The organism is Pseudomonas sp. KBN12P06040 (genome assembly GCF_037574965.1).
Taxonomy (GTDB): domain Bacteria; phylum Pseudomonadota; class Gammaproteobacteria; order Pseudomonadales; family Pseudomonadaceae; genus Pseudomonas; species Pseudomonas aeruginosa.
Genome location: NZ_JBBELS010000001.1, coordinates 987,281 through 1,004,365, shown reverse-complemented (window position 1 = coordinate 1,004,365; position 17,085 = coordinate 987,281). Strand labels below are relative to the sequence as shown.

General features: G+C 68.3%; 22 protein-coding genes and 1 riboswitch. Of the genes, 9 read left to right on the top strand and 13 right to left on the bottom strand.

Annotation, left to right across the window (positions count from 1 at the left end):
- Positions 1 to 122: 122 nt before the first annotated feature.
- From VQ067_RS04700 to nrdR, 10 genes are all read right to left on the bottom strand, one after another.
- Positions 123 to 767, bottom strand: a complete 645-nt coding sequence (locus tag VQ067_RS04700) for a TIGR02281 family clan AA aspartic protease (protein ID WP_003093301.1) — start codon at positions 765 to 767, stop codon at positions 123 to 125.
- Between the two features lie 2 nt (positions 768 to 769).
- Positions 770 to 1,516, bottom strand: a complete 747-nt coding sequence (locus VQ067_RS04695) for a substrate-binding periplasmic protein (RefSeq protein WP_003093303.1) — start codon at positions 1,514 to 1,516, stop codon at positions 770 to 772.
- Between the two features lie 8 nt (positions 1,517 to 1,524).
- A complete protein-coding gene (locus VQ067_RS04690) occupies positions 1,525 to 2,040 on the bottom strand; it encodes a phosphatidylglycerophosphatase A family protein (RefSeq protein WP_015502362.1) in 516 nt (171 codons plus the stop codon).
- Complete coding sequence (gene thiL, locus VQ067_RS04685) at positions 2,033 to 3,001, bottom strand: thiamine-phosphate kinase (protein WP_023094413.1); 969 nt, start codon at positions 2,999 to 3,001, stop codon at positions 2,033 to 2,035. Before thiL ends, VQ067_RS04690 begins: the two co-directional genes overlap by 8 nt.
- Positions 3,002 to 3,019: 18 nt before the next feature.
- Entirely contained in the window at positions 3,020 to 3,499 is a 480-nt protein-coding gene (gene nusB, locus VQ067_RS04680) for a transcription antitermination factor NusB (protein WP_003093308.1), read from the bottom strand.
- The gene (gene ribH, locus VQ067_RS04675; protein ID WP_003093311.1) at positions 3,496 to 3,972 is read right to left on the bottom strand and encodes a 6,7-dimethyl-8-ribityllumazine synthase; all 477 of its coding nucleotides are present in this window, start codon (positions 3,970 to 3,972) and stop codon (positions 3,496 to 3,498) included. The genes nusB and ribH overlap by 4 nt, the downstream gene beginning before the upstream one ends.
- Before the next feature lie 117 nt (positions 3,973 to 4,089).
- Complete coding sequence (gene ribBA / locus VQ067_RS04670) at positions 4,090 to 5,187, bottom strand: bifunctional 3,4-dihydroxy-2-butanone-4-phosphate synthase/GTP cyclohydrolase II (RefSeq protein WP_023105817.1); 1,098 nt, start codon at positions 5,185 to 5,187, stop codon at positions 4,090 to 4,092.
- A 26-nt stretch (positions 5,188 to 5,213) separates the two neighbouring features.
- Positions 5,214 to 5,873 carry a riboflavin synthase gene (locus VQ067_RS04665; RefSeq protein ID WP_003093316.1) on the bottom strand — a complete coding sequence of 220 codons (660 nt, stop codon included), beginning with the start codon at positions 5,871 to 5,873 and terminating at the stop codon, positions 5,214 to 5,216.
- Between the two features lie 183 nt (positions 5,874 to 6,056).
- Positions 6,057 to 6,219: riboswitch (FMN riboswitch) on the bottom strand.
- An 81-nt stretch (positions 6,220 to 6,300) separates the two neighbouring features.
- Positions 6,301 to 7,422, bottom strand: coding sequence for a bifunctional diaminohydroxyphosphoribosylaminopyrimidine deaminase/5-amino-6-(5-phosphoribosylamino)uracil reductase RibD (gene ribD, locus VQ067_RS04660; RefSeq protein ID WP_023100814.1), 1,122 nt, complete (start codon positions 7,420 to 7,422; stop codon positions 6,301 to 6,303).
- Entirely contained in the window at positions 7,419 to 7,883 is a 465-nt protein-coding gene (nrdR, locus tag VQ067_RS04655) for a transcriptional regulator NrdR (RefSeq protein WP_003107181.1), read from the bottom strand. Before nrdR ends, ribD begins: the two co-directional genes overlap by 4 nt.
- A 197-nt stretch (positions 7,884 to 8,080) precedes the next feature.
- Between nrdR and VQ067_RS04650 the strand changes: the two genes are divergently transcribed.
- The 3 genes from VQ067_RS04650 (at position 8,081) to trxA (ending at position 10,139) form a co-directional block, all read left to right on the top strand.
- On the top strand, positions 8,081 to 8,539 hold the full coding sequence (locus VQ067_RS04650) for a YbaY family lipoprotein (protein WP_003093321.1): 459 nt from the start codon (positions 8,081 to 8,083) through the stop codon (positions 8,537 to 8,539).
- The gene (locus tag VQ067_RS04645) at positions 8,536 to 9,198 is read left to right on the top strand and encodes a class I SAM-dependent methyltransferase (protein WP_004355506.1); all 663 of its coding nucleotides are present in this window, start codon (positions 8,536 to 8,538) and stop codon (positions 9,196 to 9,198) included. The genes VQ067_RS04650 and VQ067_RS04645 overlap by 4 nt, the downstream gene beginning before the upstream one ends.
- Positions 9,199 to 9,269: 71 nt before the next feature.
- Complete coding sequence (gene trxA, locus VQ067_RS04640; protein WP_004355507.1) at positions 9,270 to 10,139, top strand: thioredoxin; 870 nt, start codon at positions 9,270 to 9,272, stop codon at positions 10,137 to 10,139.
- A gap of 24 nt (positions 10,140 to 10,163) precedes the next feature.
- Here the strand turns inward: trxA and VQ067_RS04635 are convergent, their stop codons facing one another.
- A complete protein-coding gene (locus VQ067_RS04635; RefSeq protein ID WP_023099208.1) occupies positions 10,164 to 10,520 on the bottom strand; it encodes a hypothetical protein in 357 nt (118 codons plus the stop codon).
- A gap of 132 nt (positions 10,521 to 10,652) precedes the next feature.
- On the opposite strand from VQ067_RS04635, the gene VQ067_RS04630 reads away from it, so the two are divergent.
- From VQ067_RS04630 to VQ067_RS04605, 6 genes are all read left to right on the top strand, one after another.
- The gene (locus VQ067_RS04630) at positions 10,653 to 11,243 is read left to right on the top strand and encodes a DUF2796 domain-containing protein (RefSeq protein WP_003137631.1); all 591 of its coding nucleotides are present in this window, start codon (positions 10,653 to 10,655) and stop codon (positions 11,241 to 11,243) included.
- 88 nt (positions 11,244 to 11,331) lie between these two features.
- Positions 11,332 to 12,036, top strand: coding sequence for an ABC transporter ATP-binding protein (locus tag VQ067_RS04625; protein ID WP_033937736.1), 705 nt, complete (start codon positions 11,332 to 11,334; stop codon positions 12,034 to 12,036).
- Between the two features lie 2 nt (positions 12,037 to 12,038).
- The gene (locus VQ067_RS04620) at positions 12,039 to 13,304 is read left to right on the top strand and encodes an ABC transporter permease (protein WP_004355513.1); all 1,266 of its coding nucleotides are present in this window, start codon (positions 12,039 to 12,041) and stop codon (positions 13,302 to 13,304) included.
- Between the two features lie 17 nt (positions 13,305 to 13,321).
- On the top strand, positions 13,322 to 13,840 hold the full coding sequence (locus VQ067_RS04615) for a DUF3299 domain-containing protein (RefSeq protein ID WP_003093334.1): 519 nt from the start codon (positions 13,322 to 13,324) through the stop codon (positions 13,838 to 13,840).
- Between the two features lie 147 nt (positions 13,841 to 13,987).
- Complete coding sequence (oprG, locus tag VQ067_RS04610; RefSeq protein ID WP_003093337.1) at positions 13,988 to 14,686, top strand: outer membrane protein OprG; 699 nt, start codon at positions 13,988 to 13,990, stop codon at positions 14,684 to 14,686.
- An 82-nt stretch (positions 14,687 to 14,768) separates the two neighbouring features.
- Positions 14,769 to 15,125 carry a SirB2 family protein gene (locus tag VQ067_RS04605; protein WP_003159320.1) on the top strand — a complete coding sequence of 119 codons (357 nt, stop codon included), beginning with the start codon at positions 14,769 to 14,771 and terminating at the stop codon, positions 15,123 to 15,125.
- Here VQ067_RS04605 and VQ067_RS04600 read toward each other — a convergent pair whose 3' ends face one another.
- Positions 15,126 to 16,055: an NAD-dependent epimerase/dehydratase family protein gene (locus tag VQ067_RS04600; protein ID WP_003093339.1), complete on the bottom strand. Its 930-nt coding sequence runs from the start codon at positions 16,053 to 16,055 to the stop codon at positions 15,126 to 15,128. It abuts the gene before it with no gap.
- Positions 16,048 to 16,932 (bottom strand): dTDP-4-dehydrorhamnose reductase, encoded by an 885-nt coding sequence (locus VQ067_RS04595; protein WP_003113045.1) that lies wholly within the window; start codon positions 16,930 to 16,932, stop codon positions 16,048 to 16,050. The genes VQ067_RS04600 and VQ067_RS04595 overlap by 8 nt, the downstream gene beginning before the upstream one ends.
- Between the last annotated feature and the right edge of the window lie 153 nt (positions 16,933 to 17,085).

Below are 17,085 nucleotides of genomic sequence, written 5' to 3'. Positions count from 1 at the left end.
TCCTAGGGAAACGGAAGTCCGCCATTGTACCAGCAGCGTCCGGCGCCCGGTCAGCTCGAAATGCCGCAAATACCTATCGAGATGGACGATGAATAGAACCCGGGGTTATGAGCGAGCGACATTCAATGCTTGGCCTCGATAAGCAGCATCCCCTGTTCCTCGCGCCAACGCACCCGGTTGAGGAAACTCATGCCGAGCAGGGCTTCGGTCGGATAGCCACCCTCGATCACCGCCGCCTCGACGCCCAGCAACTCGATACCGCCGATCTTCACCCGGTCCAGGGTCACCCGCCAGCCGCGCGAGGTGCCGCTGGCGGTGGAGGCGACCATCGGCTTGCCGTCCACCCGGTAATCGATACCCAGGCGGCGCGCCTCGTTCTCGTTCATGGCGATGCTGGTGGCGCCGGTATCCACCAGGAACTGCATGTTCTGCCCGTTCACCGAGCCAGCCACCCAATAGTGCCCGCCCGTACCGCGGGCGATGCTGAAGCTTTGCCGCTGCGGCGCCGAATAGCCCGCCTCGTTGTATTCGCGGCTCAGTTCGTAGGTGCGCTCGACGCCGTCGATCCGCAGCACCGCCTTGCGGCTGTCGGCGCTGACCACCTGGACGCCCTGCGGGCCGGTCTGGCCGACCCTGACCAGCTTGCGCTGGCCATCGACGTTGAGTACCGCCGCGCCGGGGAACAGGCCGACCACGAACACCTGGGGCGCGGCCAGCGAGGACAACGCGAGAACGCTGGAAAACAGGGCGACGCACAGCCGCAGCATGATCACTCCTTGGGTGGCAGGATTGCCTTCAACGGCGCATAGGGCCAGTTCCAGCGGGCGAAGATCCGCTCCAGCTCGCCGCTGGCATGCAACTGCCGCATGCGCCGGTCGAACAGCGCCAGCAGCTCACGGCCCCTGGGGGAATCGGAGAAGCCAAGATACAGCGGCAAGCGAGTGACGTCGGTGATGCGGTACTCAGCCGCCAGCGCTCCGGCCCCTGCGAGCATTTCCTCCAGTTCCGGGCGCGAATCGATGAAATAGTCGACCCGGTGGTTGAGCAGCATCGGCAGCGCCGAGGTGCGGCGCTGCAACTCGCTGTGCGGGGTCAGGGTAGGGAAATAGCGGGCGAAGGCGTAGCCACGCATCCATGACAGGCGGAACCGGCTCAGGCCCTCCAGCGGCGGCGGCGGATTGTCCTTCAGGGAAAGCACGGCGATCGGATCGACGTCATAGGGCCAGCGAGGGTAAAGCGCTTCGTCGATTTCCCCGCGGTAGGCGCCGACCCAGGCGTCGGCCTCGCCGCGCAGGACCAGGCCGACCGCCCGGGTATAGGGCTCGTTGGCGATCCGCAGGCGTACCCCGGCCGGCTCGTAGACGGCCCGCAGCAGGTCCCAGGCCACCCCGCGACCGTCCTCCTGGGTGTAGCGCGTCCAGGTTTCGCTGACCACGCGGATCTCGCCCACGGAGGGTTCGGCGGAAGCGACGCCGGGCAGCAGCCACAGGCAGCAGAACAGGACGAGCAGACGCATGGGAGGCCTCAGACCAGCCAGTGTACCCATCCCCAGACTAGACCCTGCATGACCAGCCAGGCGAATACCCCGGCCAGGACGTCGTCGAGCATGATCCCGACGCCGCCGTGCACGTTGCGGTCCACCCAACTGATCGGCCAGGGTTTGAGAATATCCACGATGCGGAACACGATGAAGCCGATCAGCAGCCACCACCAGCCCTCCGGCACCAGCCAGAGGGTTATCCACATGCCGACCATCTCGTCCCAGACGATGCCTTCGTGGTCGTGCACGCGCAGGTCGTCGGCGACCTTGCCGCACAGCCAGAAGCCGAACAGCATGGTCACTCCCAGCATCAGCCAGTAGCCCCAGTCCGGCAGCATCTGCCACAGCGGGATGAACGGGATGGCCACCAGCGACCCCCAGGTGCCCGGCGCCTTGGGCAGGGTGCCGGAGCCGAAGCCGAAGGCGAGGAAATGCCAGGGATTGCGCCAGACCGACGGCGGCACCGGCTGCGCCGGCGCCTGATCAGGATGCTCAGTCACGTTGGGTTCCGAAATGTTGGTAGCCGGCCACGGCCGGTATGAGTTCCCTTCCATCGGCGTCGAGCAGGTGCACCCCCTGCCCCGCCTCGACCCGGCCGATGACGGCCATGGCCGGCCACGCGGCGCGAATCTCGCCAAGGTACGCAGGCGGCAGGGTGAAGGCCAGCACGTAGTCGTCGCCGGCGGCCAGTTGCTGGCGCAAGGCTTCCTCGCCGGCGAGCAGGCCGCTCAACGCGGCGCTTGCCTGCAAGCGCTGGCATTCGACCAGCAGGGCGACGCCGGAAGCGCGGGCGATATGCCCGCAGTCGGCGAGCAGCCCGTCGGAGATGTCCAGGGCGGCGCTGGCCTTGCCGCGCAGGGCGAGGCCCAGACCGAATTGCGGGGCCGGCGTCCAGTAGCGCGCCAGCAGCGGTTCGGCCACCTCGGCGGGCGCCGATCTTCGCTCCAGCACCAGTTCCAGCGCCGCTCCAGCCTCGCCGAGCGGGCCCCCGACGCAGAGCAGGTCGCCCGGGCGCGCACCGGCGCGGGTCAGCGCCTGGCCGGCCGGCACCCTGCCGAATACGGTCAGGGTCATGCTCAGCGGGCCGCGCGTGGTGTCGCCGCCGACCAGGGCCAGGCCGCACTGCCGGGCCATGGCGTCGAGGCCGCGGGCGAAGCCCTGCAACCACTCGGCGTCGGCCTGCGGCAAGGTCAGGGCCAGGGTGAAGGCCAGGGGCGCGGCGCCCATCGCCGCCAGGTCGCTGGCGGAGACCGCCAGGGCGCGCTGGGCAAGAAGGAAAGGGTCGCAACCGGCGGGAAAATGCACACCTTCCACCAGGGTGTCGGTGGAGACCGCCAGCTGTTCGCCGGCAGGCGGCGCCAGCAAGGCACAGTCGTCGCCGATGCCGAGGGCCACCTCCGTCGCCGGCGCCGCGCAGGCGGCCGCGGCGAAGAAGCGGCGGATCAGCTCGAACTCACCCATGACGCCGCCGGCGCGGGATCAGCGCTTGCCGCCGCGCAGCTCGGCGGCGCGCAGGCGCGGCGCCAGCTTGTCGAGCACGCCGTTGACGAACTTGTGGCCGTCGGTGGCGCCGAAGGTCTTGGCCAGCTCGATGCCCTCGTTGATCACTACCTTGTAGGGCACGTCGATGCGGTTGCGCAGCTCGTAGGTGGACAGCCGCAGGATGGCCAGCTCGACCGGGTCGATCTCGGCCAGCGGGCGGTCCAGGCAGGGCTCGAAGGTGGAGTCCAGCTCGCTCTTCTGCCGCGGCACGCCGTGCAGGATCTCGTGGAAGTAGGCGCCGTCGACCTCGGAGAAGTCGTTGTCGGTGCGGAACTGCGCCTCGATCTCGTGCAGTGGCTGGCCGGCGATCTGCCAGGAGTACAGGGCCTGGACGGCCAGGCTGCGGGCCTTGCGGCGAGCGGCGGTCTTGCCTTTCGGCGGCTTGGCTGCCGGGTTGCCGCTGTCTTGATTGCTCACTTGGCCTCCAACTGCGCCAGCAGGCTGACCATTTCCAGGGCCGACAGCGCGGCTTCGGCGCCCTTGTTGCCGGCCTTGGTGCCGGAGCGCTCGATGGCCTGCTCGATGGAGTCGACGGTGAGGACGCCGAAGGCGACCGGGATGCCGAACTGCAGGGACACCTGGGCCAGGCCCTTGGTGCACTCGCCGGCCACGTATTCGAAGTGCGGGGTGCCGCCACGGATCACCGCGCCGAGGGCGATGATGGCGTCGAAGCCGCCTTGCTGGGCGACCTTCTGGGTCACCAGCGGGATCTCGAAGGCACCCGGGGCGCGGATGATGGTGATCTCGCTTTCAGCCACGCCGTGGCGGACCAGGGCGTCGACGGCGCCGCTGACCAGGCTTTCCACGACGAAGCTGTTGAAGCGGCCGACCACCAGGGCGTAGCGGCCTTTGGGAGCAATGAAGGTACCTTCGATGGTCTTCAGGGTCATGAGCAGGTCTCATCTGTTAAAGAGCCGGGGCGCCGTTGCGCCCCGAGCGAAAAGGGTCGAAAGGTCGGTCCAGCATAGCGCCCGCCGCGATCTTGCACGCGGCGGGCGGGACAGGCCTTATTCGGCGGGCAGGTATTCTACAACTTCCAGGTCGAAACCGGATATCGCATTGAAGCGCATCGGCGCACTCAGCAGGCGCATCTTGCGCACGCCGAGGTCGCGCAGGATCTGCGAGCCGGCACCGACGGTGCTGTAGGTGGTGGTGGCCTTGGGCGCCGGGGCCGGCGCCGAAGCGATCTCGCGGACATGGGCGAGCAGGTCGTCGCCACCGATCTGGTGGCCGAGCAGCAGCACCACGCCGCTGCCCGCCTCGGCGACCTTGGTCATCGCCGCGCGCAGGCTCCAGCGGCCCGGCTGGTTGACCTGCAGCAGGTCGCGCAGCGGGTCCATGTTGTGCACGCGGACCAGGGTCGGCTCTTCCGCGCAGACCTTGCCGAGGGTCAGCGCCAGGTGCACGTCGCCCTCCACCGAGTCGCGGTAGGTGATCAGGTTGAAGTGGCCCAGTTCGCTGTCCAGCGGCTGCTCGGCGATGCGCTCGACGGTGCGCTCGTGGATCAGCCGGTAGTGGATCAGGTCGGCGATGGTGCCGATCTTGATCCCGTGCTCGGCGGCGAACGCCTCCAGTTCGGGCCGGCGAGCCATGCTGCCGTCGTCGTTCATCACCTCGCAGATCACCCCGGACGGTTCGAACCCGGCCATCCGCGCCAGGTCGCAGGCCGCCTCGGTGTGCCCGGCGCGAGCCAGGGTACCGCCTGGCTGGGCCATCAGCGGGAAGATGTGGCCGGGGCTGACGATGTCGGCGGCCACGGCGTTCTTCGCCGCCGCAGCCTGCACGGTGCGGGCGCGGTCCGCGGCGGAGATGCCGGTGGTGACGCCCTCGGCGGCCTCGATGGAGACAGTGAACTTGGTGCCGAAGCCGGAGCCGTTGCGCTGCACCATCAGCGGCAGGCCGAGGCGCTCGCAACGCTCGCGGGTCATCGGCATGCAGACCAGGCCGCGGGCATGCTTGACCATGAAGTTGATGTCTTCGGTGCGGACGCATTCGGCGGCCATGATCACGTCGCCTTCGTTCTCGCGGTCCTCGTCATCCATCAGGATGACCATCTTGCCTTGGCGGATGTCTTCGATCAGTTCGTCGATCGTGTTGAGTGCCATGGGCACCCCCTTATGCAATTCGTGGGTTACTTGAGAAAACCGTTCTCGGCGAGAAACGCTTCGCTGATGCCGGAGGCGCTGGGCTCGGCGGCCTTGTCGCCAAGCAGCAGGCGCTCCAGGTAGCGGGCCAGCAGGTCGACCTCGAGGTTGACCCGGCGTCCGGGCTGGTACTCGGCCATGATGGTTTCGCTGAGCGTATGCGGGACGATGGTCAGCTCGAACTCCGCGCCGTTCACCGCGTTCACCGTGAGGCTGGTGCCGTCGACGGTGATCGAGCCCTTGTGCGCGATGTACCTGGCCAGTTCGCGCGGGGCACGCACGGTGAACTGGATGGCGCGGGCGTTCTCCTCGCGCTTGAGCACCTCGCCGACGCCGTCGACGTGGCCGCTCACCAGGTGTCCGCCGAGGCGGGTGGTCGGCGTCAGGGCCTTTTCCAGGTTCACCCGGCTGCCCACCTTCAGGTGCTGGAAGGCGGTGCGCGCCAGGCTCTCGCGGCTGACGTCGGCCCAGAAGCCATCGCCGGGCAGTTCCACCGCGGTCAGGCAGACGCCGTTGACCGCGATGCTGTCGCCAAGCTTGACGTCGCCCAGGTCGAGCTTGCCGGTGGCGATGTAGACCCGCAGGTCGCCGCCCTTGGGCGTCATCGCGCGGACGCTGCCGATCGATTCGATTATGCCGGTGAACATGCGACCTCCCGTTTTTCCGCCGCACAGGCGCGCAGCATGGCCGGCGCGACGCCGAGCGGCCTGCGTGCCATAGCGCGGGTATTCCAAGATGAAGACATATGACGAACTCCTGTTTCGTGAAAAACAGGGCTTTTTGGATCGAAGGGGATCTTGCGGGCGCACAGGGTACGCCCAGGCAGGCAATCCCGTTCTCTCTTTATCCGGACTATGACCGTCGGCCCCGGAATCGCACCGGGTCTGCTGACCTTGTCGTCCGGCGGTGGCCGGTCCGGCAAGCGCTCGCGGGCTAGGCGCCTTGCGCGCCATTACCGCCGGTGGGGACTTTCACCCCGCCCTGAGAACGTTACGGCCACCGAGATGGCCGTGTGGCGTTTTACCACAGTTGCGCCGCTTGTGCATCGTTCGCCGCGTCGCCGCGCAGCGAAGTTCAAGCGTCCCGCGGATGGGGCCGCGCGGTGACCAGCCAGTCGTCGCCCACCGCGCGGATGTCGTCGATCCGCAACTGCGCCGCATCGGCCATCCGCGTCAGCGGCCAGTCGAGCAAAGGACGGGCGCTGGAGCCGAGGAACTTCGGCGCGACGAACAGCCGGTACTCATCCACCAGCCCCAGTCGAGCGAAGGCGCCGGCCAGGCGGGGGCCGGCCTCCACCAGCACTTCGTTGGCGCCGCGCGCCGCCAGTTCCACGAGCAACTTGTGCAGGTCGACATGCCCCTCGGCGGAGGGCAGCGCCAGCAGTTCGTGACCGGCGTCCTGGAAGCGTTCACGCGCCGAGGCGGCGGCGCAGGTCGCCACCAGTGCCGGACCGGCCTGGTAGAACGCCGACTCCAGCGGCACCCGCAGGCGCCCGTCGACCAGCACCCGCAACGGCTGGCGAGCCGCGGCGAGCGCGGTAAGCTCGGCGTTCAGGCCCAGTTCGTCGGGGCGTACGTTGAGCCGCGCATCGTCCGCCAGCAGCGTATCGGCGCCGGACAACACCACGCTGGAGCGAGCGCGCAAGCGCTGCACCGCCGAACGCGCGGAGGGCCCGGTGATCCACTGGCTTTCCCCGCTGGCCATGGCGGTGCGCCCGTCCAGGCTCATCGCCAGCTTGACCCGGACGAACGGCAGGCCATGTTCCATGCGCTTGATGAAACCGATGTTGAGTTCCCGCGCCTCGGCTTCGAGGACCCCGCTCTGCACCACGATGCCGGCCTGCATCAGACGCAGCAGGCCGCGACCGGCGACCTCGGGGTTGGGATCCTGCATCGCCGCGACCACCCGCGCCACCCCGGCGCCCACCAGCGCGTCGGCGCACGGCGGGGTGCGGCCGAAGTGGCTGCAGGGCTCGAGGGTCACGTAGGCGGTGGCGCCGCGTGCATTCTCGCCGGCCTGGCGCAGGGCATGGACCTCGGCGTGCGGCTCGCCGGCGCGGACGTGCCAGCCCTCGCCGACCACCTGGCCGTCCTTGACCAGCACGCAGCCGACGCGCGGATTCGGATGGGTGGAGTACAGCCCCTGGCGCGCCAGTTCCAGGGCGCGGGCCATGTACAGCGGGTCGGCGGCGTTCATTCCTTGGCCGGCTCGCGGGCGAGGCGTTCGATCTCCTCGCGGAATTCGTTGAGGTCCTGGAAGCGCCGGTAAACCGAGGCGAAGCGGATGTAGGCGACTTCGTCGAGCTTCTGCAGCTCGGCCATCACCAGTTCGCCCAGCACCCGCGACTTGATCTCGCGCTCGCCGGTGGCGCGCAACTGGTGCTTGATGTGGCCGATGGCCGCTTCCAGGCGCTCGACGCTGACCGGACGCTTCTCCAGGGCGCGCTGCATGCCGGCGCGCAGCTTGTCCTCGTCGAACGGCTGGCGGCTGCCGTCCTGCTTGATCAGGCGCGGCATGACCAGCTCGGCGGTCTCGAAGGTGGTGAAGCGTTCGCCGCAGGCCAGGCACTCGCGGCGCCGGCGCACCTGATCGCCCTCGGCGACCAGTCGCGAGTCAATCACTTTGGTGTCATGGGCACCGCAGAAGGGACAATGCATGGTGCTGATACAGGCGTAGCTGAAGGAAGCCGCATGGTAGCGCATCCGCGCCCGACCGAGCACCCGCAGAATCGACCGGCGCCGGCACGATGGGAGAGGCGGGAAGAATCGGACGTTGCGGCCTACGCGAAGCGCGACAAGAATCACACTTTGCGCTATACAAGCGCCGCCCGGATTCCACCGCTATGGAGTAGCCCATGACCCTGCGCTCGATCGCCCTGCTGGCCGTCCTTCTCCTCGCCGCTTGTTCCAGCGACAAGCCGAAGCCTGCGCCAACGCCGCAAGCTTCGCGCAGCGTGACCATGGTCGAGCCGGTGCTGCCGGCCCACCTGCGCGAGCTGAGCGGAACGCTGAGCAGCATCCAGGGCAGCCTGCCACGCGGCAGCGAGGTGCAGATGGCACTGCTGGTGATCGACGAGCGCGACCGCCCACAGCGGCTGCTGGCCAGCGAGACGGTGCTGGCCACCGGCGAACTCATGCCCTTCCGCCTGCCGTTCAACCCCGAGTCCTTCCCGCCGGCCGGTGGCGCGCTGCGCGTCGAACTGCACGCGCGGGTGATCCAGTCCGGCCAGTTGGCCTGGCGCCTGCATCCGTTGCGGATCGCCCAGCCGACCACCCAGTCCCTCGGCGAACTGCGCCTGGTACGCGCGCCGTGACGGCACCCCAAGCCCTGACCCAGGCGCTGGGCGAGCTGCTCGGCGACGCCCGGCTCAGCGCCACCGCGCTGCCCGGCACCGACCTGCGCCTGTGGCTGATCGACGCGCAGAACATGGACCGCCAGTTCAACCCGGAGGAAACCCGCCGCATCCTCGAAGAGCCGCCGTACTGGTGCTTCTGCTGGGCCAGCGGGCTGGTCCTGGCGCGCTGGCTGGCGGAGCGCCCGCAGTGGGTCCGCGACAAGCGCGTGCTGGACTTCGGTAGCGGCTCCGGGGTGGCGGCGATCGCCGCGGCCCGAGCCGGCGCCGCCGAGGTGGTGGCTTGCGACCTGGATCCCCTGGCGCTGGCAGCGAGCCGGGCGAACGCCGAACTGAACGGAGTGGAGCTGAGCTATTCGGCGGACTTCTTCGCCGAGGACGATCGCTTCGACCTGATCCTGGTGGCCGACGTGCTCTACGACCGCGCCAACCTGCCGCTGCTCGACCAGTTCCTCAGCCGCGGCCGCCAGGCGCTGGTCGCCGACTCGCGGGTCCGTGACTTCCGTCATCCGCTGTACCGGCGCCTGGACGTGCTCGACGCCTGTACCTGGCCGGACCTCGCCGAGCCCGCCGAATTCCGCCTGGTCAGCCTGTATCACGCCGAACGCGGGCAAGCCTGAGGCACGGGCTTGTTTGCGCGCGGCGCGCCCCCACTTATAGTGGTCACCACCTTGCGTTTCCGAGAATCGACATGAGCGATACGCCCTACATCTTCGACGTCACCGGCGCCAACTTCGAGCAGTTGGTCATCGAGAACTCGTTCCACAAGCCGGTCCTGGTGGACTTCTGGGCCGACTGGTGCGCCCCGTGCAAGGCGCTGATGCCGCTGCTGGCGCAGATCGCCGAGTCCTACCAGGGCGAATTGCTGCTGGCCAAGGTCAACTGCGACGTCGAGCAGGACATCGTGATGCGCTTCGGCATCCGCAGCCTGCCGACCGTGGTCCTGTTCAAGGATGGCCAGCCGGTCGACGGTTTCGCCGGTGCCCAGCCCGAATCGCAGATCCGCGCCCTGCTCGAACCCCATGTGAAAGCACCGGCGCTGCCCGACGAAGACCCGCTGGAAGTGGCCCAGGCGCTGTTCGCCGAAGGCCGCATCGGCGACGCCGAAGCGACCCTGAAAGCCCTGCTGGCGGAGAACAACGACAACCCCGCGGCGCTGATCCTCTACGCCCGCTGCCTGGCCGAGCGCGGCGAACTGGAAGAGGCGCAGGCCATCCTCGACGCGGTGAAGAGCGACGAGCACAAGCAGGCCCTGGCCGGCGCCCGCGCGCAACTGACCTTCCTGCGCCAGGCTGCCGACCTGCCCGACAGTGCAGAACTGAAGAGCCGTCTGGCCGCCGATGCCGGCGACGACGAGGCGGCCTACCAGTTGGCCGTCCAGCAGCTCGCCCGGCAGCAGTACGAGGCGGCTCTGGACGGACTGCTCAAGCTGTTCCTGCGCAACCGCGGCTACCAGGACGACCTGCCGCGCAAGACCCTGGTGCAGGTCTTCGACCTGCTTGGCAACGACCACCCGCTGGTCACCGCCTACCGCCGCAAGCTGTACCAGGCGCTCTACTGAGTCGCCGAGCCCCGTCCGCGGGGCTCAGTCCTCCAGCCAGACGAACACCTGGGTGCCGTCGACCACCTCGACCTTGACCCGGGCGTCGTGCCGCAGGCGCACCAGCAGTTGCTTGGCGGCGCCGGCGTTGCCGCTGAACGCCTCCAGCTCCGCCAGCAACTGTGGCCCCTCGATCCGCCCGCTGCCGCGCAGCAGGTCCTGGGCGGTCTGCCACAGGCGATCCACCGGCGCTGCCGACGCCGGCGCCCTGGCCGCCGCGGCCTGCGGCTCGCCCAGCGGCGGCGGGGGCACGTGTTGCGCCAGCTGGCGCCAATCCTCGGCGTCCAGTTCCAGGGTCAGGTCCACCGGCCAGTCGCCGATGCTTCCGCGAATCCGCACCATCTCGTTTCTCCACAAGCGAATCGCGCCATGCTCCCACGTCGGCGCGTAGGGGCCAAATCGGCCAGGCTAGGCAGGCGGAAAAATTCGTTATAACGTAACAAACTCTTTTCCTTCCTTGCCGGAGTCCCGTTCATGCGCCCACTGCTGTTAGCCCTCGTCTTGCTGCCGTTCGCCGCCCAGGCCCATGACGACCACGACCATGACCACGCCCACGGCAGCCTGGGCAAGCACGAGCACGGCGTCGCCCAGTTGAACGTGGCGCTGGACGGCAAGACCCTCGAACTGGAGCTGGACAGCCCGGCGATGAACCTGGTCGGTTTCGAACACGCCGCCAGCACCGACGCGGACAAGGCCGCCGTGGCCAAGGCCCGCGCGCAGCTGGAAAAACCGCTGGAGCTGTTCGCCCTGCCGGTCACCGCCGGCTGCTCGGTGGCCAGCCAGGAACTGCGGAGTCCGCTGTTCGGCGACAAGGCGCCGGCCCACGCGCACAAGGAGAAGGCAGGCCACGAACATGAACATGAACATGAACACGAAAACGGTCATGCCGATATCCACGCCCATTACCAGCTCAGTTGCGAGAAGCCCGAGCTGCTCAAGCTGCTGACCCTCGCCGAGTTCTTCAAGCGCTTCCCCGCCACCCAGAAAATTCAGGTACAACTGATCGGTCCCGACGGCCAGAAAGGCGCCGACCTGGCCCCGGCCAGCGCCGAGCTGAAGCTGTAGGATCGTTCCGGAGGCGCCGCGAGGGATTCGGCGCGGCGCCCCTCCATCCATTCTCGAGGCTCCGGCGGAGCGTTCCGCCCCTACCCCCATGAGCGCACTGATCACCCTGACCAACCTCGGCTTCGCCTGGCCCGGCCAGGCGGAGTTGCTGGACATTCCCAGCTTCCATCTCGAACGCGGCGAGAGCCTGTTCCTCAAAGGGCCTTCCGGCAGCGGCAAGACCACCCTGCTCGGCCTCCTCGGCGGCGTGCAGAAGCCCGGCCGCGGCAGCATCCGCCTGCTCGGCGAGGACCTGGAAAAGCTGTCCGCCGCGCGCCGCGACCATTTCCGCGTCGACCACACCGGCTACATCTTCCAGCAGTTCAACCTGCTGCCGTTCCTCTCGGTACGCGAGAACGTCGAGCTGCCCTGTCACTTTTCCGCGTTGCGCCGTCAGCGCGCCCGCGAACGCCACGGTAGCCCGGCGCAGGCCGCCAGCCATCTGCTCGGCCAGCTCGACCTCGGCGGCGAACTGCACGAACGCCGCGCCGACAGCCTGTCCATCGGCCAGCAGCAGCGGGTCGCCGCCGCCCGCGCGCTGATCGGCCAGCCGGAGCTGGTGATCGCCGACGAGCCGACCTCGGCGCTCGACGCCGACAGCCGCGAGGCGTTTCTCCAGTTGCTCTTCGCCGAATGCCGCGAGGCCGGCGCCAGCCTGCTGTTCGTCAGCCACGACCAGAGCCTGGCCGGGCTGTTCGACCGCAGCCTGACCCTTTCCGATCTCAACCGCGCCGCCCGGCCGGCAGGACTCTGAGCATGTATCTCTTCCGACTGGCACTGGCCAGCCTGGCCAACCGCCGCTTCACCGCCCTGCTGACGATCTTCGCCATCGCCCTCTCCGCCTGCCTGCTGCTGGCGGTGGAGCGGGTCCGCACCGAGGCCAAGGCCAGCTTCGCCAGTACCATCTCCGGAACCGACCTGATCGTCGGCGCGCGCTCCGGCTCGGTGAACCTGCTGCTCTACTCGGTATTCCGCATCGGCAACGCGACCAACAACATCCGCTGGGACAGCTACCGGCACTTCGCCGAAAACCCGCGGGTGAAGTGGGCGATCCCGATCTCCCTCGGCGACTCGCACCGCGGCTACCGGGTAATGGGTACCGATGCCGGCTATTTCGAGCACTACCGCTACGGCCGCGGCCAGGAACTGCAACTGGCCGAGGGCCGCGCCTTCGGCCAGGACCTGTTCGACGTGGTGCTCGGCGCCGAGGTGGCCGAAGCCCTGCACTACAGGCTCGGCGAGAAGATCGTGCTGGCCCATGGGGTGAGCACGGTGAGCCTGGTCAAGCACGACGACAAGCCGTTCACCGTGGTCGGCATCCTCCAGCGCACCGGTACCCCGGTGGATCGCACCCTGCACATATCCCTCGCCGGCATGGAGGCGCTGCACGTCGACTGGCGCAACGGGGTGCCGGCGATGGGCGCCGGGCGCGTCAGCGCCGAACAGGCGCGGCACATGGACCTGCAACCACAGGCGATCACCGCGTTCCTGGTCGGCCTGAAGAGCAAGGTGGCGACCTTCGCCCTGCAACGCGAGGTCAACGACTATCCCGGCGAACCGCTGATGGCGATCCTCCCCGGTGTCGCCCTGCAGGAACTGTGGGGCCTGATGGGCACCGCCGAGAAGGCACTGTTCGTGGTCTCGCTGTTCGTCGTTCTCACCGGCCTGATCGGCATGCTCACGGCGATCCTCACCAGCCTCAACGAGCGCCGCCGGGAGATGGCCATCCTGCGCTCGGTGGGCGCGCGCCCCTGGCACATCTTCGGCCTGCTGCTGGCCGAGGCCTTCAGCCTGGCGCTGGCCGGCGTCGCCCTCGGCCTCTGCCTGCTCTACCTCGGCATCGCCGCCAGCCAGGGCTACGTCCAGGCCAACTACGGCATCTACCTGCCGCTGGCCTGGCCGAGCGACTATGAGTGGAGCCTGCTCGGGGCTATCCTGGCGGCCGCCGTGCTGATCGGCTGCGTGCCGGCCTGGCGCGCCTACCGCCAGTCCCTGGCCGATGGCCTGTCGATCCGCCTATGACCCGGAGATATTCCCCGATGCTGCGCTCCCTGACCGTCCTCCTGCTGGCTTTCGCCCTGCTCCTGGGCAGTGCCGTGGCGCGCGCCGCGCCGCGCGAACTGACCTGGTCGCAACTGATCCCGGCCGGCGCCCCGCCCGCCCCGGTGCCGCTGCCGATCCACGACCTCGCCAACGCCCTCAGCGAAGCCGGCCCGGCGGCCAGCCAGCAGAGCCCCAACGCCCCGGTGGTGAAGGCACTGGACGGCATCGAGGCCAAGCTGCCGGGCTACATCGTGCCGCTGGAAATCAGCGAGGCCGGGCTGGTCACCGAGTTCCTCCTGGTGCCCTACTACGGCGCCTGCATCCACGTACCGCCGCCGCCGTCGAACCAGATCGTCTACGTGAAGACCGCCAAGGGCGTGCAGATGGACGAGTTGTACCAGCCGTTCTGGGTCGAGGGCACCTTCAAGGTGGAGAACGCCAGCAGCGAGCTGGCGGCGGCCGGCTACCGCATGCAGGCGAGCAAGGTGACGCCCTACGAATACGAAGGTGGCTGAACGACATGCGACAATCCGCCGCGCCGTTTACGTTGCGGCGGTCACATTTGCTCCTAGGATTGATTGAGCTGTGTCAAGGAAGGCAACTGTTAGCTGGCTGACCATTAGCAGCACCAACACTTTCTAATACAAGGAATGGAGCTCATCATGCGTAAGTCCTGGCTTACCGCTTCCCTGCTGGCCCTCACCGTCGCCTCCCCGTTCGCCGCTGCGGATATTCAAGGACACAAGGCCGGTGACTTCATCATCCGTGGCGGCTTCGCCACCGTCGATCCCGACGACAGCAGTTCCGACATCAAGCTGGACGGCGCCAAGCAGCGCGGTACCAAGGCGACCGTCGACAGCGACACCCAGCTCGGCCTGACCTTCACCTACATGTTCGCCGACAAGTGGGGCGTGGAACTGGTCGCCGCCACTCCGTTCAACCACCAGGTCGACGTCAAGGGCCTCGGCCCGGGCCTGGACGGCAAGCTGGCCGACATCAAGCAACTGCCGCCGACCCTGCTGCTCCAGTACTACCCCATGGGCGGTACCAACAGCGCCTTCCAGCCCTACGGCGGCCTGGGCGTGAACTACACCACCTTCTTCGACGAAGACCTCGCCAGCAACCGCAAGGCGCAGGGTTTCAGCAGCATGAAGCTGCAGGACTCCTGGGGCCTGGCCGGCGAACTGGGCTTCGACTACATGCTCAACGAGCACGCGCTGTTCAACATGGCCGTCTGGTACATGGACATCGACACCAAGGCCAGCATCAACGGCCCGAGCGCCCTGGGCGTGAACAAGACCAAGGTCGACGTGGACGTCGATCCGTGGGTCTACATGATCGGTTTCGGCTACAAGTTCTGAGTCGTAGACTGTCGCGGGGCTTGCGCCCCCAACGGAAAAAGGCGCCTTCGGGCGCCTTTTCTCATCCTGCGGAAACGGGCCCATGTACCTCTGGCTGAAGACCCTGCACATCACCTTCGCCCTCAGCAGCGCCGCCCTGTTCGTCTGGCGCCTGGCCTGGAACTGGTCGGGGCGCAAGGCCAGCGGCATCCGCCGCTGGGGACCGCATCTGGTGGACACCCTGCTGCTGCTCAGCGCGCTCGGCCTGGTGCACCTGGCGATGCCCTGGCCGCTGCCGCTCTGGCTGCTGGCGAAGCTGGGGCTGTTGCTGGGCTACATCGTCTGCGCGGCGTTCGCCCTGCGGATGGCGCGGGGCCCCGGCAAGGGCCTGCTCAGCGTCCTCAGCCTTGCCCTGCTGGGCGGGATCTTCTACCTGGCGCTGAACAAGCCCTGGTGGTGATCAGCGGCCGAGCAGGCGCGCCAGGCCCACGCCCATCGGCGTCGGCTGGTCGAAGCGGAAACGCCGCAGCAGGCGCTCGTTGTTCGCCCGCGAATGCCTGATGTCACCGGCTCGCGCGTCGGCGTGGGTCACCGGCGGCAGGCCACCGAGCACCTGACCGATCTCCGCCAGCAACTGCTTCAGGCTGATGCTGCGATTCAGGCCGACGTTCACCGCCCCGGGCTCCACCGCCGTCGCCTCCAGCGCCTGGACCAGGAAATCGACCAGGTCGGCGACGTAGATGAAGTCGCGGGTCTGCTCGCCGTCGCCGAACACGGTGATCGGCGTCCCCTTCAGGGCGCGCTCGGTGAATATGCTGATCACCCCGGAATAGGGCGAGGACGGGTCCTGGCGCGGCCCGTAGACGTTGAAGAAGCGGAAGATCGCCGGTTCCAGCCCATGCTGGCGGCGATAGAAATCGAGGTAGTACTCGCTGGCCAGCTTGTCCGACGCGTAGGGCGTCAGCGGCGACTTCGGGGTGTCTTCGTCGATCGCCGTGCCTTCGCCGTTCTGCCCGTAGACCGCTGCGCTGGAAGCGAACACCACGCGCTTCACGCCCTGCTCGCGCATCGCTTCGCAGAGGTTCAGGGTGGCGATGAAATTGCTCTGGTGGGTGGCGACCGGGTCGTCCACCGAGGCCTGTACCGAGGCGACCGCGGCCAGGTGGGCGACCGCCGCGCAGCCCTTCAGGGCGGCCGCCAGGGTCGCCGCGTCGGCGGCGTCGCCTTCGAGCAGCTCTACCCGTTCGTCGTCCAGGGGCAGGTTGTCGCGCTTGCCGGTGGACAGGTTGTCCAGCACACGCACGCGGTAGCCGCGCGCCAGCAGCGCGTCGGTCAGGTGGGAGCCGATGAAACCGGCGCCGCCGGTGATCAGGATGGGGCGTTCAAACATGCCTGTAGTACCTGTCCAATAGAGCCGGCAAACCTGCGCGCCAGGCGCGCGGCTTGATGCCGAAGGTGTGGAGGATCTTCTTGCAGACCATCACCGCGTGCTGCGGTTCGTCGAGCGCGTCCGGGCGCGCGGCATGGGCCTCCGCCGAAGGCTCCTGGATCAGGTTGGAGCGATAGGTACGCGCCTCGTTGAGGATCACCTGCCCCAGCGCCAGGGTGGTGGTCGCTTCCAGTCCGCCGTAGTGGTAGGTGCCCCACAGCGGCGCCTGGCAGTCGAGCTGCTTGAGCACCGAGAGCACCACCCGCGCGGCGTCGTCCACCGGCGTCGGGTTGCCGCGCCGGTCGTCGGCGAGGAACAGCGGCTGCGGTTGTTCGGCGCGGCTGAGGAAACGTCCCAGCAAGCCGTTCGGGCTTTCGTCCAGCAGCCAGCCGAAGCGGATCAGCACATGTCGCGGGCAGGCCGCGCGCACGCTCTGCTCCATGCGCCAGAGCGCCTGGCCACGCAGGCCCAGCGGAAGGGTCTCGTCCTTCTCGCTGTAGGCGGTGGCGCGGGCGCCGTCGAAGACCCGGTAGCTGGACGGCTGGACCAGCAGGATCTCGTAGTGCTGGCAGAGTTCCGCGAGGCGCTCGACGGCGCGCTCCTGGGCGCCCAGGCGCTCCGCCTCGACCTGCTCGGCCTGGAACCAGTCGTGGTAGAAGGCGAGGTTGATCACCGCGTCGGGGCGCGTTTCGTCCAGCAGGGTGGTGAGGCTGGCGGCATCCCAGCCCTGCTCGGGTGGTCTGGGCGCGAGGAAACCGATGTCTTCCTCCGCCCCTAGGCGGATCAGCGCCTGTCCAAGGGCATTACCGCCGCCCAAAAGCATCAGGCGCATTCGCATGGTGTAGGGGGGCACTCGAAATCTGATAGTGAATAGCGACGCGGCGCACGCCCCAAGGCAATGACATCCTGCGCCTCGCTGGCGACATGAAAGGTGCGGGCATCGGGTGCTGCTTGTCGCGGCAGGTACCCCGGACAGCGCCGCCGTTATTTT

Bases quoted from the DNA above. Each gene is read 5' to 3' on its own strand.
- VQ067_RS04700 (WP_003093301.1), bottom strand. From the start codon at position 767: ATGCTGCGGCTGTGCGTCGCCCTGTTTTCCAGCGTTCTCGCGTTGTCC.
- VQ067_RS04695 (WP_003093303.1), bottom strand. From the start codon at position 1,516: ATGCGTCTGCTCGTCCTGTTCTGCTGCCTGTGGCTGCTGCCCGGCGTC.
- thiL (WP_023094413.1), bottom strand. From the start codon at position 3,001: ATGGGTGAGTTCGAGCTGATCCGCCGCTTCTTCGCCGCGGCCGCCTGC.
- ribH (WP_003093311.1), bottom strand. From the start codon at position 3,972: ATGACCCTGAAGACCATCGAAGGTACCTTCATTGCTCCCAAAGGCCGC.
- ribBA (WP_023105817.1), bottom strand. From the start codon at position 5,187: ATGGCACTCAACACGATCGACGAACTGATCGAAGACATCCGCCAAGGC.
- VQ067_RS04665 (WP_003093316.1), bottom strand. From the start codon at position 5,873: ATGTTCACCGGCATAATCGAATCGATCGGCAGCGTCCGCGCGATGACG.
- ribD (WP_023100814.1), bottom strand. From the start codon at position 7,422: ATGAACGCCGCCGACCCGCTGTACATGGCCCGCGCCCTGGAACTGGCG.
- nrdR (WP_003107181.1), bottom strand. From the start codon at position 7,883: ATGCATTGTCCCTTCTGCGGTGCCCATGACACCAAAGTGATTGACTCG.
- VQ067_RS04650 (WP_003093321.1), top strand. From the start codon at position 8,081: ATGACCCTGCGCTCGATCGCCCTGCTGGCCGTCCTTCTCCTCGCCGCT.
- trxA (WP_004355507.1), top strand. From the start codon at position 9,270: ATGAGCGATACGCCCTACATCTTCGACGTCACCGGCGCCAACTTCGAG.
- VQ067_RS04635 (WP_023099208.1), bottom strand. From the start codon at position 10,520: ATGGTGCGGATTCGCGGAAGCATCGGCGACTGGCCGGTGGACCTGACC.
- VQ067_RS04630 (WP_003137631.1), top strand. From the start codon at position 10,653: ATGCGCCCACTGCTGTTAGCCCTCGTCTTGCTGCCGTTCGCCGCCCAG.
- VQ067_RS04625 (WP_033937736.1), top strand. From the start codon at position 11,332: ATGAGCGCACTGATCACCCTGACCAACCTCGGCTTCGCCTGGCCCGGC.
- VQ067_RS04620 (WP_004355513.1), top strand. From the start codon at position 12,039: ATGTATCTCTTCCGACTGGCACTGGCCAGCCTGGCCAACCGCCGCTTC.
- VQ067_RS04615 (WP_003093334.1), top strand. From the start codon at position 13,322: ATGCTGCGCTCCCTGACCGTCCTCCTGCTGGCTTTCGCCCTGCTCCTG.
- oprG (WP_003093337.1), top strand. From the start codon at position 13,988: ATGCGTAAGTCCTGGCTTACCGCTTCCCTGCTGGCCCTCACCGTCGCC.
- VQ067_RS04605 (WP_003159320.1), top strand. From the start codon at position 14,769: ATGTACCTCTGGCTGAAGACCCTGCACATCACCTTCGCCCTCAGCAGC.
- VQ067_RS04600 (WP_003093339.1), bottom strand. From the start codon at position 16,055: ATGTTTGAACGCCCCATCCTGATCACCGGCGGCGCCGGTTTCATCGGC.
- VQ067_RS04595 (WP_003113045.1), bottom strand. From the start codon at position 16,932: ATGCGAATGCGCCTGATGCTTTTGGGCGGCGGTAATGCCCTTGGACAG.